This is a genomic window from Cupriavidus phytorum (assembly GCF_003254285.1).
GTDB lineage: Bacteria > Pseudomonadota > Gammaproteobacteria > Burkholderiales > Burkholderiaceae > Cupriavidus > Cupriavidus phytorum.
Genome location: NZ_QKZN01000001.1, coordinates 647,472 through 673,923, shown reverse-complemented (window position 1 = coordinate 673,923; position 26,452 = coordinate 647,472). Strand labels below are relative to the sequence as shown.

At 56.8% G+C, this 26,452-nt stretch carries 18 protein-coding genes; 10 read left to right on the top strand and 8 right to left on the bottom strand.

Going from position 1 to position 26,452, the window contains the following annotated elements; translation table 11 throughout:
* Window positions 1–633: 633 nt before the first annotated feature.
* Genes dmpG through C7416_RS02840 form a run of 3 tightly spaced genes read right to left on the bottom strand, consistent with a single transcriptional unit; the run spans window position 634 to window position 2,808 of the window.
* Window positions 634–1,644: a 4-hydroxy-2-oxovalerate aldolase gene (gene dmpG / locus C7416_RS02850; RefSeq protein ID WP_111517018.1), complete on the bottom strand. Its 1,011-nt coding sequence runs from the start codon at window positions 1,642–1,644 to the stop codon at window positions 634–636.
* 9 nt (window positions 1,645–1,653) lie between these two features.
* The gene (locus C7416_RS02845) at window positions 1,654–2,529 is read right to left on the bottom strand and encodes an acetaldehyde dehydrogenase (acetylating) (RefSeq protein ID WP_111517017.1); all 876 of its coding nucleotides are present in this window, start codon (window positions 2,527–2,529) and stop codon (window positions 1,654–1,656) included.
* A 48-nt stretch (window positions 2,530–2,577) separates the two neighbouring features.
* Window positions 2,578–2,808, bottom strand: coding sequence for a hypothetical protein (locus C7416_RS02840; RefSeq protein WP_146604240.1), 231 nt, complete (start codon window positions 2,806–2,808; stop codon window positions 2,578–2,580).
* Between the two features lie 475 nt (window positions 2,809–3,283).
* On the opposite strand from C7416_RS02840, the gene C7416_RS02835 reads away from it, so the two are divergent.
* Complete coding sequence (locus C7416_RS02835) at window positions 3,284–4,198, top strand: IclR family transcriptional regulator (protein WP_111517015.1); 915 nt, start codon at window positions 3,284–3,286, stop codon at window positions 4,196–4,198.
* Between the two features lie 239 nt (window positions 4,199–4,437).
* Here the strand turns inward: C7416_RS02835 and C7416_RS02830 are convergent, their stop codons facing one another.
* A complete protein-coding gene (locus C7416_RS02830; RefSeq protein WP_111517014.1) occupies window positions 4,438–5,337 on the bottom strand; it encodes a LysR substrate-binding domain-containing protein in 900 nt (299 codons plus the stop codon).
* Between the two features lie 164 nt (window positions 5,338–5,501).
* On the opposite strand from C7416_RS02830, the gene C7416_RS02825 reads away from it, so the two are divergent.
* On the top strand, window positions 5,502–6,344 hold the full coding sequence (locus C7416_RS02825; protein WP_111517013.1) for a class II aldolase/adducin family protein: 843 nt from the start codon (window positions 5,502–5,504) through the stop codon (window positions 6,342–6,344).
* Between the two features lie 124 nt (window positions 6,345–6,468).
* Window positions 6,469–7,788 carry an MFS transporter gene (locus tag C7416_RS02820; protein ID WP_111517012.1) on the top strand — a complete coding sequence of 440 codons (1,320 nt, stop codon included), beginning with the start codon at window positions 6,469–6,471 and terminating at the stop codon, window positions 7,786–7,788.
* Window positions 7,789–7,801: 13 nt separating this feature from the next.
* Here the strand turns inward: C7416_RS02820 and C7416_RS02815 are convergent, their stop codons facing one another.
* Window positions 7,802–8,485, bottom strand: coding sequence for a GntR family transcriptional regulator (locus C7416_RS02815; protein ID WP_111517480.1), 684 nt, complete (start codon window positions 8,483–8,485; stop codon window positions 7,802–7,804).
* Between the two features lie 178 nt (window positions 8,486–8,663).
* On the opposite strand from C7416_RS02815, the gene ilvC reads away from it, so the two are divergent.
* From ilvC to C7416_RS02800, 3 genes are all read left to right on the top strand, one after another.
* Window positions 8,664–9,680: a ketol-acid reductoisomerase gene (gene ilvC, locus C7416_RS02810; protein ID WP_111517011.1), complete on the top strand. Its 1,017-nt coding sequence runs from the start codon at window positions 8,664–8,666 to the stop codon at window positions 9,678–9,680.
* A 131-nt stretch (window positions 9,681–9,811) separates the two neighbouring features.
* Window positions 9,812–11,371 carry a Rieske 2Fe-2S domain-containing protein gene (locus tag C7416_RS02805; RefSeq protein WP_111517010.1) on the top strand — a complete coding sequence of 520 codons (1,560 nt, stop codon included), beginning with the start codon at window positions 9,812–9,814 and terminating at the stop codon, window positions 11,369–11,371.
* Window positions 11,372–11,443: 72 nt separating this feature from the next.
* A complete protein-coding gene (locus C7416_RS02800) occupies window positions 11,444–12,436 on the top strand; it encodes a PDR/VanB family oxidoreductase (RefSeq protein WP_111517009.1) in 993 nt (330 codons plus the stop codon).
* A 449-nt stretch (window positions 12,437–12,885) separates the two neighbouring features.
* Here the strand turns inward: C7416_RS02800 and C7416_RS02795 are convergent, their stop codons facing one another.
* The 3 genes from C7416_RS02795 to C7416_RS28815 form a co-directional block, all read right to left on the bottom strand.
* Window positions 12,886–16,311, bottom strand: coding sequence for an adenylate/guanylate cyclase domain-containing protein (locus C7416_RS02795; protein WP_111517479.1), 3,426 nt, complete (start codon window positions 16,309–16,311; stop codon window positions 12,886–12,888).
* Window positions 16,312–16,347: 36 nt separating this feature from the next.
* Complete coding sequence (locus tag C7416_RS29060; RefSeq protein WP_181461134.1) at window positions 16,348–16,497, bottom strand: hypothetical protein; 150 nt, start codon at window positions 16,495–16,497, stop codon at window positions 16,348–16,350.
* 129 nt (window positions 16,498–16,626) lie between these two features.
* Window positions 16,627–18,756 carry a DUF6351 family protein gene (locus tag C7416_RS28815; protein WP_258400923.1) on the bottom strand — a complete coding sequence of 710 codons (2,130 nt, stop codon included), beginning with the start codon at window positions 18,754–18,756 and terminating at the stop codon, window positions 16,627–16,629.
* A gap of 1,320 nt (window positions 18,757–20,076) precedes the next feature.
* On the opposite strand from C7416_RS28815, the gene C7416_RS02790 reads away from it, so the two are divergent.
* The 4 genes from C7416_RS02790 (at window position 20,077) to C7416_RS02775 (ending at window position 25,808) form a co-directional block, all read left to right on the top strand.
* Complete coding sequence (locus C7416_RS02790; protein WP_111517008.1) at window positions 20,077–22,275, top strand: DUF6351 family protein; 2,199 nt, start codon at window positions 20,077–20,079, stop codon at window positions 22,273–22,275.
* 208 nt (window positions 22,276–22,483) lie between these two features.
* Window positions 22,484–23,116 carry a Crp/Fnr family transcriptional regulator gene (locus tag C7416_RS02785; protein WP_181461132.1) on the top strand — a complete coding sequence of 211 codons (633 nt, stop codon included), beginning with the start codon at window positions 22,484–22,486 and terminating at the stop codon, window positions 23,114–23,116.
* Between the two features lie 222 nt (window positions 23,117–23,338).
* Complete coding sequence (locus C7416_RS02780; RefSeq protein WP_111517006.1) at window positions 23,339–24,646, top strand: GDSL-type esterase/lipase family protein; 1,308 nt, start codon at window positions 23,339–23,341, stop codon at window positions 24,644–24,646.
* Window positions 24,647–24,866: 220 nt separating this feature from the next.
* The gene (locus C7416_RS02775) at window positions 24,867–25,808 is read left to right on the top strand and encodes a helix-turn-helix domain-containing protein (RefSeq protein ID WP_111517005.1); all 942 of its coding nucleotides are present in this window, start codon (window positions 24,867–24,869) and stop codon (window positions 25,806–25,808) included.
* Window positions 25,809–26,452: the final 644 nt, after the last annotated feature.

Below are 26,452 nucleotides of genomic sequence, written 5' to 3'. Positions count from 1 at the left end.
CCCGATTGAGGATAGAAGGTTATTCCAGCTCCTACGAAGGTATGCATCTTCAACCGGAATAAGCAGATTCGTATCTGCATTTTTGCGAGGACGACAGACGAGGATATCGATACGTGAGGATGTCGACCGCGTCACCGCCCGCCATTTTCGCGCGACGTCCGACCATAGCAAGTCACCGCACCCCTCATACAGCCAGTATGCTCGTGACTCGGTACCCGCGCGCTACTCGGGAACCCCTCGTCTCACCCGCCGCCGGCGCGCTGCCCCAGCAAGCTCGCATCATCCGTATCTGCACAGCGAGGAAGTCGCGCCATGAGGCCACGCAGGCGCGGCACTAGATCGGCTGTTGAGGGAAAGTAGCGTGACGGCCGGTTGTTTCACTTTCGTGAAACTGCAGAAAGACCCCGCCCATGGACCGAAGCGATGCAGGATTTCCATGCTGGCCAACGGAAGTACGGCATCTGAGGTGCGGACGGCGGCATGGCTTCTATGAGTATATGGAAAACGCAGGGCCATCTACTTGCTGACCCCAAAAGTCAGCCATTGCCAGGCAAAGAGGTGTTGCCGAGCGGGCGACACCATTTCGTGCACTTTGCTATGCGTCATTCAACCAGACTGCCGCTCTCGGCGGATCTAGTTGGTAGAAGTACACGACAATTTCTGCGCCTCTTCGATTACGACGTCTTCCTGGGCAGCAACCACCTTGCGCTCGCCAAGGCGCAACACTAGTGCCCGCGGGTCACAACGGTACGTTTCCGCAGCATGCCTAACGGGATGGATGTATCCGCCATACACATTCGCATATCCCATGAGTAGGGAGTCGTTATCGATGACGGGCATGGGTTGCGGAGCCACTTGCTGGGCGAAAATGTCGGCTGCGTCCATGATGCCGAACAGGTCGGCCTCTACTTCGTGACCGGCGCGCTTGAGCGCCGCGATTGCGACTTCAGTCTGCGCATTGCCCGCGCCACCACCGAAGCCCTTGAGACTCCCGTCTATGAACGTAGCGCCTTCGTCCACTGCGGCAAGGATGTTGCCAATGGCCAAGCCGAGGTTATTGTGGGGGTGGAATCCGATCGGAATTTTCACAGCTTGGCGTACCGCGCGAATGCGCGCTGCCACTTCGCCAGGAACCAGATGGCCCTGCGATTCGGCTAGGTTCACATAGTCTGCACCGTACGACTCCAGTTTTTGGGCTTGTTCCGCCAACTGTTCCGGGCTGGCCATGCCGGCCGAAATCAAGTAGCCGACGGTGAACATGCCCAGATCTTTGGCCCGACGCAGATGCTGCTCAGTCACATCGGCCTCGGTGCAGTGCGTTGCAATGCGAGCCACGCTCACTCCGACCTCTGCCGCCATTTCTAAATCAGCAAAGAGCCCAAAACCGGGCAAAAGGAGAATGCCGACCTTTGCCCGCTTCACGGCGCTGCACGCAGCTTCGAGTAGTTGGCGGTCAGTCGACGGCCCCCGCCCTACATGGAGGCAACTTCCGCCGAGGCCGTCACCATGGCCGACTTCAATGATGTCGACCCCCGCGGTGTCCAGCGCGGCTGCTGTCGCATGCACAATTTCGGGAGTGAACTGGTGACGATATGTATGATTTCCGTCGCGCAAGGTTACGTCCACGAAAGTAATTTTTGCCATGAATGCCTCCTAGAATTGAGTCGCGCAATAGCGATCCGCAACGGCCACTGCAGCCGCGTTGATGATGTCCAGGTTTCCTGCATAGGGCGGCAGGAAGTCTCCGGCTCCTTCAACCTCGACTCCAATCATGAAATGATCGTCGCGCAAGAACGGCTCAACGGTGAGACGGTATCCGGGAACATAGCTCTGGACCTGCTTCACCATTTCCAGTACAGAGTCCTTTACTCGCTGCTCATCGACATCGCGATCCACAATCGTATAAATGGTGTTGCGCATGATGAGAGGTGGATCGGCCGGATTGATCACTACCATTGCCTTGCCGCGCCCAGCGCCACCGACCTCCATCAGAGCCTTTTGCGAGGTAAGCGTGAACTCCTCGATGTTCTCTCTAGTGCCCGGGCCGACGCTTCTGCTGGAAACGGTTGCAACGATTTCGGCGTACTTCACCTTCGAAACACGGCTCACACCGTGCACAATCGGAATTGTCGCCTGCGCCGCGCAGGAGATTAGGTTCACATTTTTTGCGTCAAACCCGTCGTCCATGTTCACGCACGGAACGACACTGGGGCCAACCTTCGCAGGTGTGAGATCAATTGCGAAGATCCCTGCCTCCTTGAAGCGGGGCGCGTTTTGCCTGTGCGCACGGGCCGAGGTTGCTTCGAAAACGATTCCAATGCCACCTTCTTCGAGAATCGCCTCTACTCCGTCGGTAGAGGTCCCATAGCCCAGTTCTCGCGCTCGCGCCAAACCTTCCGAGGCGGGATCGATGCCGGCCACCAGGCGCAGGTCAAACATAGGGTTTCGTTGGAGCTTGTACATCAGGTCGGTGCCGATATTTCCCGAACCCAAGATGGCAACGGGCATTCTTCGTGATGGTGTTTTCATGGCGTAGTTTTCTGTTGCGCTATCCGCAAGCGTCAAAATGTTGCTGTGTCAAAGTGCGCGGCTCAGATCGGTACACACAGCCGGCCCCGGTTCTTGTATTTCGGGATAAGTCACTCGTTCGATGATGCGCAGCACGTCGCCATCTAGTTCATCGTCGTAACGGCCGGCAGCAAAGAGCTTCGTGTCCCCCGCGGTCTCCGTATGGATGAGCAGGACTCTCGAGTGGACCATGACCGCACCGCCTTCTCCACGATCGACCGAATAGACGGCATCGCTCATCGATTTAGCAGCCTGATCTGGACAACCTACCGGGGGGCCTTACCTTTAAGGGCCTCATCGGCCCGCGCTCGCCCCCTTGGCTAAAGGAGGACAGGGTGACCTGCAATGCAGGGCTGTTCTCGTTGCTCCGACGTTTATGACGTCGCATGCCCGAGCGAGAAATCAATACTGGTTGCAGCAATAGTAGGATTCGATTTCGTATACCGCAACCTTCATTTCATTTTTTCTCATAGGGGTTTCTACTCAGTGTACCCGGCCTCTCAGCCGTGCCAGTCCTAGTCCGCCAACAGCGGTTACACCATGAAGCACAGGCTCATGCGTATCCGCGCGCACTCGGCAGGGCTTCACAAGAGAGGCCGGTCGGTTTCTCCCCACGGGGCGGAGACCTAACATTCCAAATACCGGCTCGCTACGGATCTCTGTTGTTCAGAGCCCTATGCACTGACCCGCTATACAATGAAACTTTTATTTCGAAATGTGCCGGATTCTTTCGGCACCCGCCTCTCACGTGACAAAAAATACACTTAAACCTGGGCGACCGGCCCTTCGCGCCAATGAGGGTGCAGGCGTGACAGGGTCACTCGCACGCGGGCTACAAGTTCTTGATGTCCTTAGGCAGGCGAATGGGTACGTATCGTTATCGGACATTGCCGCTGAAACGGGCCTGGACGCGAGTACGGCACACCGACTGCTGCAGACGCTTGTGGAACACGGCTACGCCGTGCGCGAAGAAGTTCAGAAGCGCTATCTGCCGGGGCCGTTAGCGCTATCCCCCCTGTCACTGTTTCACCCCATCACTCAGCTACGGCGGGAATCGGCACCGACGCTTCATTCCTGTCAGAAATCCGTAGGGGGGGCAACGGTTGCGCTTGTGCTATTCATAGGCAGCGAACGGCTGATAGTGGACTTCGTCCAAGGCACCAATCCGCTTTCGCCCTACTACGACACTTGGCTCAAGAGCCCATTGCACGGATCCGCTTCTGGAAAGCTCCTACTTGCATGGATGACCGGGGATGAACGTGAGCGTTTACTCGGTCCGGGTCCTTACGAGGCCCACACGTCGAAAACGATCACAGAACAAGCAGCGCTCATGCAGGAACTCAATTTGGTCCGCATGCAAGGCTATGCCGTGGCGCGCGATGACTATTACGACGGATTGATGGCCGTTGGCGCGCCCCTGATTCACCAGAACGAGCTACAGCCACTCGGTGCACTTCTCGTGACTGCGCCGAGTGATGCTGTGGCAAGCGAGGACGAGGAAGCTATTGGCGCGCAACTGAAGGCAGCATCGAAGCTCTTGATGAACGCTGCTCCTTCATTACAGATTCTCAAACAATGGACTGGTCGCGGGGCTGCCCGCCGGCATTTGGCCAATACGAGCTTCGCATAGACGGGCAGCGGAGATCATTCAGCAATGATGCGCCCTCCCTTCCGACATCCTGAAGATGACGGAGGGGAGGAGCGAGGACGGGGGCTGACTCAATCACTGTGACGTGGCGCTGATGCTGCCAAGCCTGTATCACGAACAACTACGCACCCACGCGCCGATGTACTTAGGGTCTGGGTATCACGCTGGTGCCGGTGGGCTTTGAAGCTGAATCTGCAGGTTGTGCACATGAGAGGTAAGCGCTATTCATGAAAGGGCACGTCAAGCTGATCAGTAAGCCACTGAACGAATGCGGCTACCTTGTGCAGATGGGCTTCATTCTGCCGATAGGAAAGGAAATGGGTCTCGCGCGCAATGTGCGTGAACTCATCCTCGCCAAGTGCAATCAGGTCTCCCTTCGACAGTTCGCGCTCAGCTAGCCGGATGCTCTCCAGGGCGATGCCCATGCCATCGACCGCAGCCGAAATTGCCAGTGCGCCCCGGTCAAATGAAGCTCTCGGGCGCGTCGGACAAACCAGGCCGTTCGCTCCGAACCAATCCGGCCATGTGACACGACTCAGTTGAGAGTCAATAAGCGGCAGCGTTTCCATCTGGGCACGCACCGACATCTTCGCGTCAATGATAGACGGCGAACACAGCGGAAGAATGCGCTCCTGCCCTAATGGCTGAACAACCAGCCCAGCCCTGGTATGTGCAGAGCCATAGGTAATCGCCAGATCGAGTTCACGCGCCTGCGTTAGATCAATAGCTTCCGCCCCCGACGACAGTCGAATCGTAATGTCCCCATGTGTCTGCATAAACTTCGGCAGCCGGGGTCCAAGCCATTTGACAGCAAAGCTAGGAGCGCAATAGACGGCGAGCACTTCTGACTGCGGCGCAAGTGCTACCTCGTTGCAGGCGGCTTCAATCACGTCGAATACGCGGGAAAGGCTTTCCAACAGACGCTCCCCTACCGGCGTCAACTCGACCCTTCGATTTCGCCGGTCAAACAGCTTTCTATTGAAGTACTCCTCCAACTCCCGAACTTGATGACTGATTGCTGACTGCGTCAGGTGCAGCTCCTTCGCCGCAAGCGTAAAGCTCTCCAAACGCGCTGCCGCCTCAAATGCACGCAGCAGCACAAAGTTGGGAATTCTTCGCATGGGAAAGACGAAAATGTATGAATGAAGTTCATGTTTCCATGAACATCCATCGTTTGTCAACGAACCTCGTGGCGACGACTATGAAGACGTGCCGCAACGGAGCCCGAAGCTCCCAGCGCGAACCACCAATCAGGTCCCTACGACATTCTCAACAAGGAGTTGACATGGCAGCCGTACTTAACCGCGAACCGCGGGTCTTCAACGACAAGGAGCGCACCTCCATTTATCAGCCAGAGCAGATGGGCCTCATCTTTCCATCTGTGCCCAAGTTCTCATCCATCGCGGAGGAGCGGCAGCATCTCAAAGAGCGGTTGGTGGCAGCATGCCGTGCATTCGCTCTCGAGGGGTTCGATTACGGCTTCGCCGGCCACCTGACGGTACGGGACCCGGAGCATCCGGAGTTGTACTGGACGAACCCGATGGCAGTGCACTTTGCTCAGGTCAACGTGTCGAGCCTAATTTGCGCAGACCACGAAGGCCGCGTCGTCGAGGGCGACTACGCCATCAACCGCGCGGGCTTCGTATTGCATGCCGCCGTGCATGAGGCTCACCAGGACATCGTTGCGATGTGCCATGCCCATACGGAGTACGGCACTGCATTCGCCTCGCTGGGCAAGCCGCTGGATCCCATTACGCAAGACGCGGCCGCCTTCTACGAAGATCATGTGGTCATCGGCGATGAAGCCGGAAAGGTCGCAGTCGAAGTGAAAGGCGGTCACAAGGTCGCCAATGCGTTCAAGGGCGTCAAGGCCGCCATTCACCAGAATCATGGCCTTCTGACCGCCAGCCGCCACAGCATCGAGGCGGCCGCCTTCTGGTTCATTGCTCTGGAGCGCTGCTGCAAGCAGCAACTGATGATCGAAGCGACGGGGATTACACCGCACTTGGTTTCGCCGGACCGTGCACGTTACAGCCGTGAGCATGTCGGCAGCGACTATATCGGCTGGCTGCACTTCCAACCAATCTGGGATCACCTGCGCGTCACGCAGCCCGACATGTTCGACTAATCCTCCGCTTCGCTCCGCCGAGGTCGCAATCCAGCGACTTCGGCCATTGGCCGCCAGACAGCTTGGGCACACACGCGACGGCCACCCCCATTTCGAGAAATGCAGCCCCCAAAGGAGACACCCCATGCAAACCACGACGACCGTGGTGACGCCTTACGTCGCTACTGAATCAGCAACCTACTCGAAGGTCATGTGGCGGCTATTGCCGTTTCTGTTCCTCTGCTATATGTGCGCGTACCTCGACCGCATCAATGTCGGTTACGCCAAGCTGCAGATGATGCAGGACCTTGGCCTGAGCGACGCGATTTACGGACTTGGGGCGGGCATCTTTTTTGTCGGTTACCTTCTGTTCGAAGTGCCCAGCAACCTGATTCTGCTGCGCGTAGGCGCGCGGCGCTGGATCGCACGCATTATGGTGACTTGGGGTCTCATCTCCGCGGCCATGATGTTCGTGAAGAGCCCGACAAGCTTCTACATCATGCGTTTCCTGCTTGGCGTGGCCGAAGCGGGCTTCATTCCAGCGATTCTGCTTTACCTCACCTACTGGTTTCCGGCATCGCGCCGAAGCAAGGTCACCGCGCTGTTTCTGACCGGCATCCCGATGTCCGGTGTCATCGGCGGCCCGCTTTCTGGCTGGATCATGAGCGCCATGCACGGCTCGCACGGCATGGCCGGATGGCAATGGCTCTTCTTGCTGGAAGGCATTCCCACCGTGCTCGTCGGAGTCATTGCCTACTTCTACCTTGACGACAAGGTCGCGGATGCCAAATGGCTGAGTGCGGCCCAACGGACAATGATCGAGACCAATCTGGCCGCGGAAAGCAAGGGACACACCCTGCATTCGGTTCGCGATGGACTGACCAATCCCCGCATCCTGCTGCTCAGCGCGATTTACTTCTTCTTCACGATGGGCCTGTATGGCGTGAGCTTCTGGTTGCCAACCATCGTCAAGGCAAGCGGAGTATCAGATCCGCTGGATATTGGCCTGCTGTCTGCAATTCCCTACGCGGCTGCTACGGCTTCGATGATTCTTGTCGGTCAAAGCTCGGATACACGTGGTGAACGCCGCTGGCACCTGGCCATACCGGGCGCTCTTGGTGCGCTTGGCCTGTGCGTCAGCGTTGCCTATGCCAACAATACGGCCGTAGCCATGCTGGCACTGACTATCGGTACGATGGGCATCATGACTACGATTTCCCAGTTCTGGACGCTACCGCCGGCGATTCTTGGTGGCGCAGCCGCTGCGGCCGGCATCGCGCTGGCGAACTCTGTAGGAAGCATTTCCGGTGTCATTAGCCCATATCTTATCGGCTGGGTGCAGACCACCACTGGCACCACGGGCAATGGAGTCCTGGTCTTGGCGGCAAGCTTGGTGGTCGGCGGACTGCTTGTGTTCACTGTTCCCGCGCGTCTGGTGAATATCGGTCGCAAAGACAAGCAGTAACACTCGCGAAACACTACGCCGTCTGGCGAGTATCACTGAAGTACTCGTCCAGACGGCTAATTAGATTTTCCCTCGCGCGCGTAGTATGCAGTTCGGTCAACTCGGCCGCGCGCGCGCTATCGCCTGAGGCGATGGCCTCAGCAATGGCTTCGTGCTCGTCCCATATCGACTTGCGCTGTTGAGCCGAAGATTGAAGCACAGCGCCCATTGCTCGACGCAGATGAACCCAGTAGGTTTGCGCGTTCTGCTCAAGCAGCGGATTGCCCGTCGCCCTGTAGATGGCGTGATGGAATGCCATATCCGCGTCGATCATCGCCTTCACATCCTCGCCTTGCGCCGCACGACGCCCATCCGAAATGAGCTTGGGGTCCACCTTGAAATGGCGCTTTGCGGCCAGTCTGGCGGCCAGCGCATCGAGCGAGCCTCGAATTTCATAGAGGTGGCCAATCGATTCGGCGTCCAGAGGCGCAACCAAGACCCCTCGACCCGGCGCGTCCTGAACAAAGCCGTCCTTCTTCAAGATCCTAATTGCCTGGATCACCGGCGAACGCGATACCTGCATCTGTTCAGCGATCTCCTCCTGTGTGAGTCGCGTCCCAGGCGCCAACGTGCCATCACTGATGGCATCAAGAAGCATCTTGTACACCTCATCTACGTAATCAGGACGGGCTTGGATTTTCGGAAAGGTTGCTGACATGGCTTGCTGCCTCTGCATTCTGTATTCAGATAATTTTGGTCCACTCGTCCACTCATTGCAATGACTGTCTAGGGCTTAAATTAGGACCTTGACTTTCGCGGGGGGACGATCTAACAATATGAACTCTGAATACAGAGTTCAGCGTTCAGAGTGTACCGAACCGGCAGAGGAGCCTCGAATGAAAGTTTTTTATGACAAAAATGCCAATACGTCTCTTTTACGTGACCGGCGAGTCGCGGTGATCGGATATGGGTCCCAGGGTCATGCACATGCTCTCAACCTGAAAGACAGCGGCGTCGACGTGGTGGTCGGAGTGCGCGAGGGTGGCGAGTCCTGGCGTAAGGCGGCAGCTGCAGGCTTGAAAGTCGCGACCGTCGAAAAGGCGGCGTCTAGCGCTGACCTGGTTATCCTGCTGATCCCTGACGAGACGATTGCTCGGGTGTATCGCGAAGCGGTAGAGCCGTCGATGCGACAAGGCGCGACGTTGGCCTTCGCCCACGGCTTTAACATCCACTATGGACAAGTCGTACCGCGCAGTGATCTCGATGTCATTATGATTGCGCCGAAAGCCCCAGGTCATACTGTCCGTTCAACGTACACCGGCGGCGGCGGGGTTCCAGCGCTCATCGCGGTGGCTCAAGATAAGTCAGGGAGCGCCCGGGACGTTGCGTTGGCCTATGCTTCGGCGATTGGATGCGGGCGGTCAGGGGTGATTGAGACAGACTTCCGCGAAGAGACGGAAACTGACCTTTTCGGCGAGCAAGCGGTACTTTGCGGCGGAACTGTGGAGCTCATCAAGGCAGGCTTTGACACGCTAGTGGAAGCTGGCTATGCCCCCGAGATGGCGTACTTCGAATGCCTTCACGAGTTGAAGCTAATCGTCGACCTAATCTACGAAGGCGGCATCGGCACGATGAACTACGGCATTTCCAACAACGCTGAGTTCGGCGAGTACCTGACCGGGCCTCGCATCGTCACGGACGACACACGTGCTGCAATGAAAGCCACTCTGCACGCCATTCAATCGGGCGAGTATGCAAAGGCCTTCATCCTGGAAAGCCAAGCTGGCGGCCCCACGCTGCAATCCCGTCGACGCCTTACGGCCGCCCATCCCATTGAAATCGTCGGCGCAAAGCTGCGAGCGATGATGCCTTGGATTGGTCAGTCCGCGCTGGTGGATCGTGCTAAGAACTAGTCACAAAGCACCGAATCCCTGAGGTAAACCCCCACTTACAAGGCCAAATTGACACCCTAAACTATGTATACAGAGTTCCGAAGTCAGTAGACAGATTTCAAAGATAGCCATATCCCCATAGGAGACTCACGATGACTACCACTCCTTTCGACAAGAACGACCCGTCCCGCGCTTCTGCCGGCAGTGTCAGCAGCGCAGCCGCTACCCCCAAGAAGCTGATTCCGTACGGCGGCTACTACACGAACCGTGTGCCTGACCACGATCCGGAACTGACCGAGACGGGGCCGGGTACGCCAATGGGCGAATACATGCGCCGCTTCTGGCATCCGGTCTGCATGTCCATGGAACTGACCGATACGCCCCGCTTTTTGAAGATCCTCAACGAGGAACTGGTCGCATTTCGCGACGGCAGCGGCCGCGTCGGCGTGCTGCATGCGCATTGCTGTCACCGCGGCGCGTCGCTCGAATATGGCGCGATCCAGGAACGCGGCATCAAATGCTGCTACCACGGCATGGTGTTCGATGTCGACGGTGCCTGCCTGCATGTGCCCTTCCCCGCAGGTGAGGAGAAGGAAGCCGAGAAGTATGCCTGCTCGATCCGCCAAGGCGCATACAAGGCCATCGAGCGCAACGGCCTGGTGTTCGCCTACATGGGCCCGCCGGACGAAGAGCCGCCGTTCCCGGAATGGGAGCAAGATTTCACCGTGCTGCCTAGCGACGAACTGGTGGCATACAGCAACTTCCAGCACTGCAACTGGCTCCAGGTGCAGGACAACGCAGCCGACAACTTCCATCCGACGGCACTGCATGCAGCGAAGAACGTAGTGGGCGGCAAGTTCCAAAGCACGACCTTCGATGAGGTCGGCGCCGCATCAATGGAAGTCGCACCCGACATGCAATTCATACCGGTCCACGGCGGCCGTGGCCTGGCCTGCGCCGGTGCGCGCCGCGTGGACAAGGACAAGATGTTTTTGCGCATCCAGCACCAGGTGCTACCCAATCTCAGCCTGCACGCGTACACGTCGGAAGACGGCTCGCAGAAGAAACTGTTCAGCCGGTTCCACATCATTCGCTGGACGGTGCCCGTCGACGACGAGAACAGCAAGATGATCGGCTGGCGCGTAATGGGGCCGGGTATCGACACGCGCGGCGTGGGCGACAAGCGCCTGGTCGGCTACGAGAGCATTGACTTCCTCGATGGCCAGGTTGCCATGCGCCGCCCTGAACGCTTCGGCAAGTACACGCTCGAGGACATGCCGCCGATTCCGTCGAACCACCGCGAACGCGAGAACTACAAGAACGCGCAGTACGCCCCCGGCGACTACGAAGCCATCATCAGCCAACGCCCGATCGCCGTGCACTCGCTGGAGAACCCGACCAAGTTTGACGCCGGCTTGTTCGCCTTCCGCAAGATGCTGCGCGACGCCGTACGCGGCACCAATGCTGCCGCCGCAGCACAGGGTTTCGCGGAATGGCTGCGCGAGGTCAACGGCGCGCCGAATAGCTACTGCTCGGGCAATGTCTTCGAGCTGCCGGAGGCCGACACCATGGAGCAGGAAGTGGCTAATCGGCGCCTGCTGGCTCGCAAGGCTGTCGCCATCCTGACCGAGGCCGACAGGCTGTCCGGCGAGGCCCGCGCGGCGTACGTCAAGGAAAAATTCGACGAACTGGAGCAAAGCCTCAAGGGCTGACCCCACGCCGCAATGAATTGCCGGGCGGCACGCAACCGCCCGGCAGATGTACCTGGAGACGCGAGGTTCTACATGAACGCCCCCACCAATGAGCGCGAAGCGCTGACTCATCTTGAACTGGTCCTACGGCAGGTTCGCATGGAAGCTGCCGGGATCAACTCCTACGAATTCGTCGATCCCGAAGGAAACGAGCTGCCAGCATTCACGCCCGGCGCCCACATCGACGTTCACATCGCCCCAGGCGTCATCCGGCAGTACTCGCTGTGCAACAGTCCGGAAGAACGCCATCGCTATGTCGTCGCTGTCCTGCGAGATGAATCGGGGCGCGGCGGATCCCGGGGAATGCACGAAACCCTCCGTGTTCCGAACCGGGTCAGGGTCAGCGTCCCGCGCAACAACTTCCGGCTGTCCGACGACGCATCGAAGATCATCCTGCTCGCCGGTGGAATCGGTGTGACCCCGCTCAAATCCATGGTGCACCAACTCGAGGCCGAATCGAAGAATTACGAGCTTCACTACTGCGCGAAGGGACCAGAATTCGCGGCGTTCCAGAGTGAACTGGAAGGCATGGCGAAGACAGGTAAGGTTCACTGCCATTTCGATGGCGGCGACCCCGCCAAGGGTCTGAATATCGCCCAATTGCTGCAAACCCCTCAGGTCGGCACCCACGTCTACTACTGCGGGCCGGGTGGCTTCATGGAAGCCTGCAAGCAGGCGACTGCCCACTGGCCTGCGGATGCTGTGCACTGCGAGCACTTCAAGGCGCCGATACAGAAAGTGCCTGCTGAAAGTTCCGGCACAGACGAAGGCTACATCGTCGAGTTAGCTGCTTCAGGGCGAAAACTGACCGTCTTGCCGGACCAAAATCTGGCAGAAGTTCTTCAGCAAGCCGGCGCGCCTGTAGAAACGTCCTGCGCTTCTGGATTGTGCGGGACATGCAAGGTTCGCCACTTATCTGGCCAGATCGACCACCAGGATTTCATCCTTGACGAGAACGAACGGCAGAGTTTTATGACGCCTTGCGTGTCGCGAGGCTGCGGCGGAACGCTCGTGTTGGACCTGTAGATGGCAAGACAACCGGAGTCGGACCCATGCATCACGATTGTCGTCCACTCGCATTGATCGTATTGCTCAGCGGTCTGGCTTCGACCGGAGCTTTTCCTAATGACAACGTACTGACGAAGGCAGCGGCGTCCGTGCAAGCGGCTGTCGTCCGATCCATTGACAATCGGTTGAGGACGTGTGGGGCGGAACAGTGCTCGCGCCTGTTGCTCCTGAAGGAGGGCTTGCTTTCCACGCGATGCCAGCCGCGCTTACCGACAATCGTGCTGTCGACCTCGCTCATGACCGCGTGGGCAGACACCCCAGTCGTGTCTTGCGCTGACTAGAAAATAGCGGAGTGACCCGCTTCCCGGTCGGGCAGCCAGGAACCAATTGCCTGGTCCCGCGCAGCGAGTTGCCACGCATTGCCGCTGTCGCCATAGCGTACGTCGCCCTGGACTAGAAATCCTCCCTTACGTCAGGCTTTCCAGCAGCGCCTTTACCTCCTGCCAGTCCGCAGTATCGAATCCCTCGGTGAACACGCCGTGAATCCCAGCCAGCATGCGGCGCGCATCGTCCGTCTTACCCTCTCGCTGCCATAGGCGGGCCAAGCTCAGCGAGGCGCGCAACTCTAGCGAGCTGGCCCCCTGCTCATGAGCAATCGCCACTGCTTTACGCAAACAATCTTCCGCCTCTTGATCCTTGGCGAGCGCTCCATGAGAAGTTGACTGCAAAAGCAGTTCACCCTTGAGATGATGCAACATCGATTGAGCGTACCGCTCTTGCTTGGACTCTGCCAGTGCTTGTGCCTCAGTCAGAGTGGCAAGCCCAGCTTCCGGGTTCCCGGATAGCCCGTAGACCTCCGCCAGCAAACCTAAGAGCCGGGACTGTCCCAGTGCAGCGCCAGTGGCTTTACTGTCCACGATGCCTTCCTGTATCCGGGCAATTCCCTCAACCGGATTGCCTTCTACTGCCAGGGCCCAGCCGCGTAAGATAGCTCCCCACGCTAGATATAGTGGAAATCCTTGCTCGCTAGAGAGGGCGATGGCTGCATCAGCATACTCCCGCACCTGTTGGGTCTCACGCCGGAACTGGTGCAATTCGGCCGCGAAAAGCAGGCTCAGTGCAAGGCTGAAGGGTTCCGAGCATTTCTTGGCCAGTGCCAGAGCCTCCTCGTTGCGCTGGCGGGATTGGTCCGGAAAGCCCAGAAACCAAAGAATCCAACCTAGCGCGCTCAACGCATGGATCGCTGGGAGGCGACCGTAGCCGAGCAGGAAATCACGCACGTACGCATCGGGACGATGAAGGGAGAGCACTTGCTCCATATGCGTGCGCGCTTCGCCGAACCGACCAAGGCGCAACATGCTTGCCGCGGCGGTGCGATGCGCCTCTGCCAAATGCTCCGATCTTTTCGAGCGCTGCGCGAGTTTGAGCAAGCGCTCGGCGAGGTTGAGTGCCGTTCCGTACTGCCCATGAATTTGATAAAAGGACCACAAGCCCAGCTGCGCTGAGAACAGTTCCGGAGTTTCACCGCCCTGCTCGCATAGGACAAGCGCGCGCTTGTAGGTCGACTCCACTTCAGCTGATGCCTGCCCGCGCGCCGCCATCCAGGCTGGGCCCAGTGTTAGCAGCAAGATGAGTTCTTCGCGTGCCCGCTCCTGCGAATCAGGAGTGGATTTGAGAATCTCGAGGGCTGTACTGAGATGGCGGATGGCTTCGAGGTGCGCCGAACGCTCCAAGGCCTGTTGAGCCGCCAGGTGGAGGTACTCAATCGCCTTCGGTACATTGCCGCTCTTGCTGTAATGGTGAGCCAACTCGCTGCAATAGTCTTTCTGGCGGCCCGGATACAGCGCTTCGATGGCCTGGGCCGTCCGCTCATGCAGCATGCTGCGCTGTCCCGTCAGCAAGGAATTGCCTGCAACCTCCTGGGTCAAGGCATGCTTAAACGAATACTCCACCTCGGGTAAAGCTGGACACTCGAAAATGAAATCCCCTTGCTGCAGATTGCCCAGCAGAGCGCGCAATTCCTCCTCCGGCAGAGCCATGACACGCCGGATCAGGCTAAGCGGAAACTCCTTACCAATGACCGCAAGCGTCTGGAGCAATTCCTTCTGCGCAACCGGAAGCCGATCGATACGGGCAGCAAGCACCCCCTGTACGGTCGTCGGAATATGTAGGTCCAACGGAGCCTTCTCAATCCGGTAGCCGCCGGACTGGCCGAGCAGGACATTTTCCTCAACTAGCGTCTGGACCACCTCCTCCATAAAAAATGGGTTGCCTTCCGTCTTAGACAAAATCAGCGATGTCAGAGGAGCGAGGGAGGTATGGTTGCCCAGCAGTCCCGTTAGCAGGCCCTGCGCTTCGGGCTGCCCTAACGGCTCCAGATGAAGTTGGGTGTAATACCGCTTGCCGCTCCAATCATGCACGTACTCCGGGCGATAATTAATCAGCAGCAGGATTCTGGCTTCCGGCACATATTCAATGAGGATGCTGAGGAACGCTTCGGTCTCGCTGTCCAGCCATTGCAAGTCTTCGAACAAGACCATAAGTGGCTGGTTCTGGCTTTCCCGCACCAGCAGGCGTGCGATGGCTTCGAAGGTACGTTGGCGCCGGATCGCCGAGTCCATAGTGGACAGTCCCGATCCAGGTTCGCTGAAGCCAAGCAGGTAAAGCAGGTAGGGCAAATGCTCCGCCAGGGTGCGATCCAGTATCATCAGCCTGCCAGCGACCTTTTCGCGGCTCTGGCGCGCATCATCCTGCATCGTTATCTGAAAGTAGTTCCTCAGGAGATTGACAAGAGGTAGGTAAGGAAACGCCTTGCCATGCGAGACCGAGAAGGTTTCGAGCACCATGCAGCCTTGCTGCGAACACAATTTGAACTCGTGGAACAGGCGCGATTTACCAACGCCCGCCTCGCCAAGCACGCCGACAATCTGCCCTCGCCCTACCTTAGTTAGGATATAGGCGTCCTGCAGTCGCGTCAGTTCGGCCTGGCGGCCGACAAACTTGGCCAGGCCGCGATGCGCTGCCACTTGCAGGCGTGTTCGCAATGGACCGAGCCCGAGCACCTCGTACACCGCAAGCGGCTCCCGGAGTCCTTTAACGTTGGTGGTTCCGAGATCCTTGAACTCGAAATATCCCTTGGTTAGCTTGTACGTCGATTCACTGACTAGGATCGAAGATGGCATGGCGACGCTTTCCATGCGCGACGCGATATGAATGGTGTTCCCCACCGGGTCATAGTCGGTGTGCAGATTGTCCCGGCGTATGGACCGCACCACCACTTCACCAGTATGGACTCCGACCCGAATCTGGAGCGGTACACCCTGTTCCATGCGGACCCGGTCGCCATGGCGACGCATCGCTTCTTGCATGTGCAGCGCACCATAAATGGCTCGCATGGGGTGATCTTCATGCGCAATGGGGGCGCCGAACAGCGCCAGGATGCCATCGCCAAGCAGCTTCGCGACATAACCCTCATAGTGGTGCACGGCGTCCATCATCAGGCACACCACGGGGTCAATCAGTCCGCGCGCCTCCTCTGGGTCGAGATCCTGGATTAATGCTGTCGAGCCAGCCATATCCGCAAACAGCGCGGTAATTGTCTTGCGTTCGCCAGCTGAGGCTCCCCTGGCTTCCATGGCTGCCCATTCGGCAAGAATGCGCTCGGCCAAATGGGGTGGCGTGTACAGGACAGGCGCAGCAATAGCGACGTGCGAGACCGGTGCAACGGGACGTGCAACAGGTTCGGGCAATGGAAGGCCACATGCGCTGCAGAACTTTGCGGCGGAACTCGACTCAGCGCCGCATTGAGGGCAGGCCTGCGAAATTCTGTTCCCGCATTCCTCGCAGAACTTTGCGTGCGCGGAATTTTCATGACCGCAACTTGCGCAGCGCATATCGCCCTCTGACCACATTCACCTGCCACGCCCCCATTAGAGGCGCAATTCAGCTATATCGCAAGGCAAATTGCAGCCGGCCTGGACGGGAGAGACGCCCAAGGTGATCTGCTTTATCAAAAGCGCCTGATGTGCATCAACCGCAACTTGGGCGGTGAGCGCCTCAACTTCGACGTTCCAGTCCACGAGCGCACTGCATCGCCCCGCCGTGGCCACAGTGATCGCAGCTTAGGAATGACGGCCTTCCGAGTCTCCAAGCGCGCCTGGCCGCCTAACGTTGGCTGCGGCCAGGCTTCCAGGACGAGCAATCGGACTTTACTGAAGCTGTTCCGCTACTCCTGCGCTTGGATATGTAAGCCAAGTTCCTTTCAACGGCTTGCTACCAACGCTCGCACGCCCGTAGTCACAGACTCCAGTAGGGAACACCGCTTTGAGTCTCGCAAGCTGGCTTGCAGAAAGGCCCGGGTAGTCCGAAGCGTTGACCGGCACTAGCTGACATTTGAGTACGTCGTCTGTCAACGGCCCACCTGCCACCATGCGTGGATTCAGATAGAAAGGCATGATCTGCCCACACTGCCCTCCATTGTTCGGGTCCGCGGTCTCAGCAATTTGGGTACCTTCCGACGTAAAGCAGGCGTCAGTTAGTCCTCCGGGCTTATTGGCAACAACTCTTTGGGCCGCAGTGGCGTAGACACGCGTGTCATTCTTCATCGCCATGAGCCATTGATCCATCTTCTGCAAGACGTAGCCTTCACCGTCCAGCGGGGTTGCGGACGACCCAGGCGGCGGAGCGGCAGAGCTGAACCGCAGAATCACATGATTTTTCGCGTTGCCGCGCTCCCGCATCAATCGTGCACGTGTACTGAGAGAGCGGATGCTGTCATGGACATTCGCGCTAGTACCAGGGTCGCTACGTTGGTCGATAATTGGAATATCTCCAAGGTTTTCAGCACTATTTATACGGCCAAATTCATAAAGATTGTTAAGCGCAATCGGACTAGCGGAGGAACGTGCCCCTTGCAATTCTCCATCGCTGGTAAATCCGCCAACCATTTCATTCAAAGTCACGAACTGTTCAGCGGAAATATGACCCGCTTTAAAAACCTTCAGACCGTACTGCACACCGACATTATCGTACCCCCTCGCGGCATATCCTGTCCCGGAATCCACGCCGACAAGATTCTTGATACCTGAATACAGATCACAACGAACCCCACTCGGATTTGCTATGGGATCATATCCGTCAGCCGAAGAAATCTCCAAAGGACATTGATTATAATCCAGCACCGCACCTAAATAATTCCCCAATGGCTTTTCATTCTTCCTTGCAACAAGCCAATCCGGAGTATATGTGCCCATCCATTGTTTACATGTGTCCCAAGTATTATACCCAGACACTTCCTGCTTCTGCTGATCAGTCCATACCAAATTGCTCGAAGTAAATGCACGATCTAGCAACGTGCAATCCGCCACATTTGGAACAATCGAATGAAGATCGGAAAATGAAGCGGCGGGCGTAATGCCATCCAGAATTCCAGGATAATTGTTAGCGATCAGATGCTGTTGCATAGACCCGCCTGACGCTCCCCAGCCCATGGTGTAGATAGGAGCGCCAAACCTCTTTATAAACGCCTCTTTTACCATTGAGGCTGTCTCTGCCGAGAGCACGTCGTTAGCGTTATTACCAAACTTGGTAAGGGTGGAACCAAGCACAGCGAAACCAGCTGCGAGCTTCTTCTCTTCGGAAGTTAGTGGCCCTGCCACTGTGTCCGATGCGTTCCCTATATCGTACCCTTGTCTGTAGCCGGCCGAGGCACTACCGCCAAACACGAACACGAGCTTACGGTTCCAACCTTGGTACTGAGCCTCGGGACTTGGCATGGCGTCCTTTTGGGGATCATGGAGAACTGAGAACTGATAGATCGCGCGGTTTAGCGTACCCGTTTCTACACGTACAATGAAGTTGACCGTTTTACCTTCTGTTGTGGTCGTCGTAGCAAGATCATCAGGATAGCTCGCTGTCGATGGAAGCGCCTTGAAAGTGCGGGTCACCGTCGACTTGTAGATATAACTGATGTTTGTTGGCGCATTGCAAAACACGTCTTGTGCCGGGCCTAGCGTAGTACCGTTCCTGAGATTGAATTTCTGTGTTTCACAAATCCATGGCATCTGATGAGGTCCAGAGATGATTGGACCGTTCCGGTCATGATTTCGGAGAACAAGAGTTGTCTGACCTCGGCCGAAGGAAATGAGCATCCTGTTCTCGCCCACCGCGAACCCACTAACAAGTCCCACTAGCCTTCCGTCTGACGTTGGCTTAAATGCCGAAGTTACATCTGTACTGCCCAGCATCACCTTGAGGTCGCCTGCGGCACCTGTCGGCTTGCTCACGGAAATAACTGCGGACCCACCACTAACCATGTCTGGTCGGCTTGATACAACCATCGCCGTTGGGACCTGGACCGGGGAATCATCGGAACTCCCGCCACATCCAGCGAGCGATACCGACGTCAGCGTGAATACCATCAATCTGACTCTCAAGCTCTTCATGTCTCCCTCCTATGAAACTATTTATTATTTATGTTTCACACCATCAATGAATTTGCCACTGGGATAAATTGCGAAGCGCCGTAGACAACACAAATGCGATTAATGCACAACTATGTAGACTTACTCACCATGCCGCCCCACGCGTTCGTCTAGCTCATAGGCTCTTGCGAAACAGCCCAATCGCCCGATACGCGTTCAACTGTAAGTTGATTCGCGAGCCAAGATTGGTACCAAACTGACAGTCTCGCGTGGGGTTAACCCTTGCTAGCGAGCAGCGCGTATATGTAGACAATGCCTACCGCCACTCGCCAATTGTCTTCACTGGGAAGCCTTAGCACATCCGAGCACGCATAGCGCGTATATCCGGTTCCGATGGAAACTTGTACGCGTTCCTTCACCTATTCAAGCGGCACACTGCCATCACCGCTCACACGCGTCTCGATGCAGCGAAGGACATGCTTGTAAAAGGCCAGTGCAGCGTGACGGCGGTCGCGATGTCCTCCGGCTTCAACAATTGAGCCACTTTTCGAAGGCATTTAAGTGCCACTGGGAATGACGCCTTCTGCCGTGCTTCTACTCTTGTGCTAGTTGTGCAGGAAAGCAGGCAGAAGAGACTGTGGCATGTGACCTCGGGGCTGTTGCGCTGCAAGGTGCTTCTTTTGGCATGTCTGAACGAGCCCGCTCACAAATAGTCCTCGACACCGTTGGGCATGCGCATGGCGCTCCTGCAATTCCATCTTCTTCACGCCATCCCCGACAGCCAAACGGCAGCCTGGTGTAGCCCCAATTATTCGCCTCAGCCAGCCGCTCACAGCGGTGTTGCCGGTAGGGAATATCCCTCGTTTTTTCCATGGCTACGCGCGAAGCTTACATGGAACTTACAGTTGCCGAAAATCAGAAGCCAGCATTCCGAATGCTAACTAGTATTTCCCGACGGGTTGAAGCTCGGACTTGGTTCAACATAACAGCGTCCCTAGGGTAAATCCCCAGCCCGAAATGTCCCTCCATGGACCGTCAGAACCACCACGAGACTCTATGGTTCTGGCGGTACGTGAAGGTGTGGATCAAGCCGTGATGAAGGCACCGATGGTGTGTTGCCCTGCACAACAGTGCACTGTCTGTCCATTGGCGATCTTCGACTCGGCGGTGCCGTCCAACCATCATCTACAGCGAAACGAGATGCCTATTACTAAACCTATCGTCCTGAGCGCGCTAATGACAACCCTGTTGCTCCATGGCTGCGGCGGAGACGACGACAGCGTTGCTAAAGAGCCAACGGACGCTCAGCTCAGCGTACTATCGAGCCGCCCCGACATGGTGAGCGGTGGATCGGCCCTAGTTTCCATTGCGCTTCCTTCCGGGGTAACTCTGGAGCGGGTGAAGGTTCTGCGCGGAAGCACCGACGTCACCAAGAATTTCAAGCCGTCCGGTTCGTCGCTGGTTGGCCTTGTCAGCGACTTGCAGCTGGGTGAAAACAAAGTGAGCGTGTCTATCGACGACCGTCCCAAAGGTCAGCTGAGGATTCTTAACTATTCCCGTAACGGACCGATCATCTCCGGACCGCAGCAGACTCCTTGGCTCTGCGAAACCGAGAAGTTCAAGCTTCCCGATGGCACGACGATGGGCCAGGCACAAGACGAGTTCTGCAACGCGCCCACCAAGGTATCGTACATCTACATGCCAGAAGGTGGGCAAGCCTACAAGCCACTCCCCTCTTTGGGCACATTGCCAGCGGACATGTCAAAGACCACGACATCCGACGGAAGGACTGTGAACTATATCGTTCGGGTGGAAACAGGCACTGTGAACCGCGCCATCTATCAATACGCCATACTTTTTGACCCGACGACTGAGGCAGAGCCCACGCCGACCGCGCAGTACAAGGGGTGGAACGGCAAAATGGTCTATGTGTACGGGGGCAGCGCCGCATCCGGTTACCACCAGGGAGACTTGATATCTTCGTCCCCGACGGACATCCTCACAGAGAAAGACAAGCTCTCCAAGGGATTTGCGGTCGTGACCTCCACCTTGAATATTTTCGGAGTCATGGCGAACGACGTGGTGTCAGCGGAAACCACATCCATGGTGAAGGAATTATTCATCAAGAAGTTCGGCCCGGTGAAATATACGATTGGCACTGGCGGCTCGGGCGGGTCCATGCAGGTCCATCTTATCGCCAACAACTACCCTGGACTTTTAGATGGCATTGCACCAGCTGCGAGTTTTCCGGACAACCACTCCATGGTTCATCCGGCGATAGACTGTGCGGTACTGGCGCGGGCAGTCAACGAATCCGGAGTGGCTTGGAGCGATGCTCAGAAAACCGCCGTTGCCGGCTTCAATACGTGGAATACCTGTGACAGCCCAGCGGGGGCATGGACGAACAATTTCGCACCAATGTGGTTGCAAGCTACGCGCAGCTCCATCCCTCTTTTCCCGTGGCAGGACGGCTTCCTCGACGTAAACAATTGCAGCCTGGCTCTGCCGGTGGAGTGGATCTACGATCCCGTCACCAACCCCGGGGGACTTCGCTGCGACTTGTATCAAGCTATCCGCAACCAGGTTGGGATTGATCCTGCGACCGGACAGCCCGCGCGTGCCTACGACAACATTGGTGTGCAGTACGGGCTGAACGCATATAAGGCGGGGACGATCTCGGCGGACCAGTTCCTCGTGCTGAATGAGAAAGCGGGGGGCTACGACAATGACGGACTGCCGACCCGCGCTCGAACTGCGGCTAGCCAGATGGCACTCAAGAATCTTTTCCAGTACGGAAGGATTACCAGTGGTCAGAACCTCGGCAGTATCCCGATTGTCGACAGCCGAACAGACCCCGGTCTCAGACCAGATGTGCATGACAGCGTGAGATCCATGGCGATGCGTGCGCGCTTGGTTCGCGCGAACGGCAGCGCGGGCAACCACGTCATCTTGAGACGCAATGGCATGCCGTTGCCGCCCGGATCTGGAAGCAGCACTAGCATGGACTCGTTCCTGATGCTCGACCAATGGGTGTCCAATATCAAGAGCGACACGAAGGAATACTCCAGCCCACTGGCCAAAGTGACCGCAAACAAGCCGCCGGAACTCAATGACACGTGTCAGGACCCTTCGGGAGCGTTGATCACGGAAACCGCCGACGTCAACAACTCCGGACGTTGCGGCGCAGTGATGCCGTTCTACGGAGATCCTCGCATCGCCGCAGGCGCTCCTCTGACCGGAGACGTTCTGAAGTGCCATCTCAAGCCGATTCGGGATGAAGACTACGCTGGGATGAGGGGCGATCAACTGGCGCGCCTGCGCAGCATCTTCCCGCAGGGAGTATGTGACTACTCATTGCCCAGCGTTGGTGCCGAGGACTTGCTGGGGACCTGGTTGGCCTACCCGTCGGCGGGAACTGCGAAGCCCCTGAACTGAATCTACGCCTGACAAACAGAGGCCCCGGATTCGCCAGATCCTGTGGCTTCTGATATCGACGGCTGCGCAGCGCACAACCTCCGGTTCGTCCCGAAAGCCTCATCATGCAACAGCGAACAAGCTTGACCAGAACATCACAATGAGGAATCGTCAAAAAACTAGCGCCCGCGACTTCCTAGCATGCACGCCATGGGTGGAGGCTATTCCGTTGAGCGCCCGATCCCGCATTTTCGAAGACGCCTACGAAGCAACCTTCCTTCCGGGAGAGATCGTCGCAAGAAAAGGGGAAGCAGCACTATCCTGGATTGGCGTCATGGAGGGCCTCCTCAAGCTGAGCGACGTTCGACCTTCCGGAAAGCTCATAATGTTTGCTGGCATACCGCCAGGTGACTGGATTGGGGAAGGGACTCTTTTTAAAAAAGAGTTGCGGCGCTATGACGTCGTTTCGGTCTGTCAAACACGAACAGTAAATCTTCCTGCTTCCACATTTCGCTGGCTCCTAGATACCTCCATCGAGTTTACGCACGTTGTAATGGCGCGGCTGAATGAGCGTCTGGCGCGCTTTATTGAGATGATGGAGATTGACCGCATGGATGATCCTGTCGCCCGGGTGGCCAGGACGATTGGGGCCTTCTATAACCCGATTCTTAGTCCAAGCCTCAATCCCGCTTTGACCCTCTCTCAGTCAGAATTAGGTGAACTGATAGGCGTTTCTCGTCAAACCATCGGCTCCGCTCTCAAACAGTTACAGACCCAGGGGCTTGTCCACGTCTGCTACGGTAAAACAGTCGTATTGCAACCCCACGCCCTGCGCGACTATGAAGAGCGGGAAGCGGAGTAAGTCCCCTCTTCCAGCGCCATTGCGGCAGGGCCTTATGCTGCGGTTGCAGCACCCCAACTCGCCTCTGCGTGAGCGCCAATCCTCCATCTGCATCAGGGTTTTCCCGCGCAGTTTTCCATTTCCACCTGACCTGCTTACACGAAGCTTACAACGCCACCAGACGTAAAATCAGTGGGTCTCCGTATCCAGTACAAAGTGAGTACAACTATAGAGGAGACGACCATGCGTAAGTTCTGTATCGCCTTTTCACTAGCCATTGCGGCTGTCCTCTCGGGCTGTGGTGGAGGCGACAACGACACTCCACCATCCTCTGCGTCGCCGCCGACACAGACTTCAACATTTGAGGTTGCTGCCTTTGTCGCGCCTCAAAGCGATCTTCTTGAGGAAACTGGTTTCGCGGGCTTAACACCAAGCTTTCCCCAGTTCAAGGAACAAACCATTCGACAAGTTGCGCATCTATCCACAGGCGGCAGCGCACTGAAGATCAAGTTTTCGAACTTGTTCGGTGTAGAACCGCTGACTTTAGATAAGGTCCACATTGCGCGCAATCTTGGGAATGGCAACATAGATGCTTCGACAGATAAGGCGCTGACATTCTCCGGCAGTCAATCAGTGACAATTGCTCCCGGGTCTGAGGTTTACAGCGACGTGATCGCGTATCCAACAGCAGCCTTTACGGACATTTCCGTAAGCATCTACATGAAGAGTGCAACCGTACGAACCGCCAGAAGGTTTTCAACGACAACGACCTACCTCGGAACAGGCGACCTTACTTCGTCTGCCGCGATGCCAAGCGCTACGAAGCTCAGCTCAATCTACTACATGTCGCAAGTTTCGGTGGTCCGAGACAGCAAGGTCAACGTCATTGTGGCAATGGGTGATTCCATTACCGAAGGAGGTGGCAGCACTACAGATGCATATAACTCATGGCCTGATCAGCTAGCAAGGATTGCAAACTCTCGTTTCGAAGTTGCAGTTGTCAATGCTGGCTTAGGTGGTAATCGCTGGGTGAAAGATGGCCTAGGCCAGTGCGGACTTTGCAGGCTGGACCGTGATGTGCTGTCTGTCCCAGGCGTCACCCACGTCATCCTATCGCTAGGCGTCAACGACATTGGACTTGGGTACTACTACTCGAATACCTTCAAGGATCCGAGTCAGTTGGTCACTGCCAAACAGATTACTGACAACATCCAAGCCGCAGTGGACAAGGCCAAGGCTAAGGGTATCAAGGTGTTCCTCGGCACGATTACGCCATTCAAAGGCACCTACTATTACACCTCTGGGCAGCCTGGCGAGGTTCCCTTCGGCGCAACAGTTCCCTATAACGGCGAGCAGGTTCGTCAGGACGTTAATGCGTTCATTCGTGCAAACAAGACAATTGACGGGTTCATCGATTTCGACAAGGTCATGCAAGATCCTTCAGATCCACAAAAGGCCCTGACCGCGTGGACGTTTGATGGCACGCTGCATCCGAACGACGTAGGGTACGCACATATGGCGCAAGCAGTTGATGTCGAAACGCTTCGCTAGGCTTGACCGAAGCCGCTGATACTTCCGGCTGCATCTCGAAAATGGGAGACAGCCGGAAGGAGAGTCGCACCGACAACTGGATCCGCGGCACCTGGATGAGAACCCCTCTGCACAATTGTTGTTTTCCCCTTGACGTTTTATCGATGAGGGAGGAGGCTGCACACCCAGAAGATGCTGACCCGGCAGAACGAAGATCCACCGGGCATTGAGGGAGATATGCATGGAGGTGCAAACAGAGTTCCCGGAGGGGTGGTTGCAACTAGCCCAACCCTCTCGGTGGGATGGATTACATATCAATCACTTAGTAGCGCCAAGCTACGAAGGTGAGTTCCAAACGTCCACGGTAATCGTCTCGTTCATCAAGAAGGCAGCGCGCTCCTCCGAAGCCCCCTCTATATCAGGCCGTTGGAAGGAACTCGGGATCACTTCCGGGACGATTTGCTCTTTGCCATTTCACTATGGAGACAAGATAAGGACAGAAGGAAACGTTGAGGCGATCAATTTGTTTGTTGATTTTTATTGGTTGAAGAGCTGCCTTAATGACAGCCTGGATCTTTTCGACAGGCCACTTTATGGCATGCACGATAAGGTTTCTCAATGTTTGATAGAAGACATATACAAGGACAATCAATCCGGGACACCAAATGGCCTTATCTATTCCGAATCTTTGGCATTAGCCTTGCTGCATCGACTAAACGCGAAATCGCTGCAGAGGCCTGTGGATATCAGAGTTCAGCGAGAACAGCGGATCATCGGCATTGCCATCGACTATATCCATACGAACTTGCATGAATCTCTAGCATTGGCCGATATTGCTCGAGCGGCGGGCTACGAAGGCGATCTCTTCGCATTCCTTCGACTTATGAGGCGACACACAGGCAAGCCACCTCATCGCTACATTTTGGATACTCGCCTCGAAGTAGCAAAAAATATGCTATTAGGAGGCAAGCATAGTGTCACTGACGTAGCGATGTCTTGTGGCTTCGGTAATATGAGCCACTTCTCCACCGCTTTCAAACGCCATTGGGGCGTGACTCCGTCTTCATTACTTCGAACGCCTTCCCATTTGTGGCCGGCCAATCTCGTCATGTTCTCCAAAGAGCCAGACATCTTCGGAGCGAACGACGGGAAACGCCCTATAGAGCAGGGGAAAGCCGGCTAGCTTCTTGCCGCAGGAAGCCTCAACCTGAGTACACTACGCGGACAAAGCTCGAGAGAATGCGCACCCCGGCTGCGTCAAATTCGACCAGCGTCAAGAGGACTCCTTTTTGCCGAACCTCGGCCGCATTCACCGGCCATTGCACATGACGGAGTCCTGTATGTCTCCAAGCCAACTGCCACTCGACCCGGTCAGCGGCACCATCGCCGGTGAAGACGCAGCAACGCAGATCACAGTGCCTGGCGAACTGCGCTGCAGCATACTCACATGCTTCTACGGGAGCGTCTGGCTCCTTAACCCTTGGTGATCACTGAGGTGATGGCAGGCAGAACCGAGATGATGGTGCTTGGAGAAGCACCGCTATCCGACACATCCGAAGTGTGAGGATCCGAGCGTAGGGTGTGACGCACAACGAGGTCGCCGCTCTTGCCCGATGTACCCTCCATTAGCGAGACAGTGCCGGGATACGACGTATCAAACTACTTTGGCCTCTGGGGAGCAGCAGGTATCAGCCCTGAGCTCACAAGGCGCATTGCTGGCCTATTCGCCGACGCGGCGAAGTCGGAAAAGGCGCGGGACGCCTTCTATTCAGTGAGTGGCACTGCTGTCCGCACGTCGACACCTCTGGAACTGGCGGAATACCAACG

What these genes read in the sequence shown, in the direction of transcription:
- dmpG (WP_111517018.1), bottom strand. Translation starts at nt 1,644, where the DNA reads ATGGCAAAAATTACTTTCGTGGACGTAACCTTGCGCGACGGAAATCAT.
- C7416_RS02845 (WP_111517017.1), bottom strand. Translation starts at nt 2,529, where the DNA reads ATGAAAACACCATCACGAAGAATGCCCGTTGCCATCTTGGGTTCGGGA.
- C7416_RS02840 (WP_146604240.1), bottom strand. Translation starts at nt 2,808, where the DNA reads ATGAGCGATGCCGTCTATTCGGTCGATCGTGGAGAAGGCGGTGCGGTC.
- C7416_RS02835 (WP_111517015.1), top strand. Translation starts at nt 3,284, where the DNA reads ATGTGCCGGATTCTTTCGGCACCCGCCTCTCACGTGACAAAAAATACA.
- C7416_RS02830 (WP_111517014.1), bottom strand. Translation starts at nt 5,337, where the DNA reads ATGCGAAGAATTCCCAACTTTGTGCTGCTGCGTGCATTTGAGGCGGCA.
- C7416_RS02825 (WP_111517013.1), top strand. Translation starts at nt 5,502, where the DNA reads ATGGCAGCCGTACTTAACCGCGAACCGCGGGTCTTCAACGACAAGGAG.
- C7416_RS02820 (WP_111517012.1), top strand. Translation starts at nt 6,469, where the DNA reads ATGCAAACCACGACGACCGTGGTGACGCCTTACGTCGCTACTGAATCA.
- C7416_RS02815 (WP_111517480.1), bottom strand. Translation starts at nt 8,485, where the DNA reads ATGTCAGCAACCTTTCCGAAAATCCAAGCCCGTCCTGATTACGTAGAT.
- ilvC (WP_111517011.1), top strand. Translation starts at nt 8,664, where the DNA reads ATGAAAGTTTTTTATGACAAAAATGCCAATACGTCTCTTTTACGTGAC.
- C7416_RS02805 (WP_111517010.1), top strand. Translation starts at nt 9,812, where the DNA reads ATGACTACCACTCCTTTCGACAAGAACGACCCGTCCCGCGCTTCTGCC.
- C7416_RS02800 (WP_111517009.1), top strand. Translation starts at nt 11,444, where the DNA reads ATGAACGCCCCCACCAATGAGCGCGAAGCGCTGACTCATCTTGAACTG.
- C7416_RS02795 (WP_111517479.1), bottom strand. Translation starts at nt 16,311, where the DNA reads ATGCGCTGCGCAAGTTGCGGTCATGAAAATTCCGCGCACGCAAAGTTC.
- C7416_RS28815 (WP_258400923.1), bottom strand. Translation starts at nt 18,756, where the DNA reads ATGGTTGTATCAAGCCGACCAGACATGGTTAGTGGTGGGTCCGCAGTT.
- C7416_RS02790 (WP_111517008.1), top strand. Translation starts at nt 20,077, where the DNA reads ATGACAACCCTGTTGCTCCATGGCTGCGGCGGAGACGACGACAGCGTT.
- C7416_RS02780 (WP_111517006.1), top strand. Translation starts at nt 23,339, where the DNA reads ATGCGTAAGTTCTGTATCGCCTTTTCACTAGCCATTGCGGCTGTCCTC.
- C7416_RS02775 (WP_111517005.1), top strand. Translation starts at nt 24,867, where the DNA reads ATGGAGGTGCAAACAGAGTTCCCGGAGGGGTGGTTGCAACTAGCCCAA.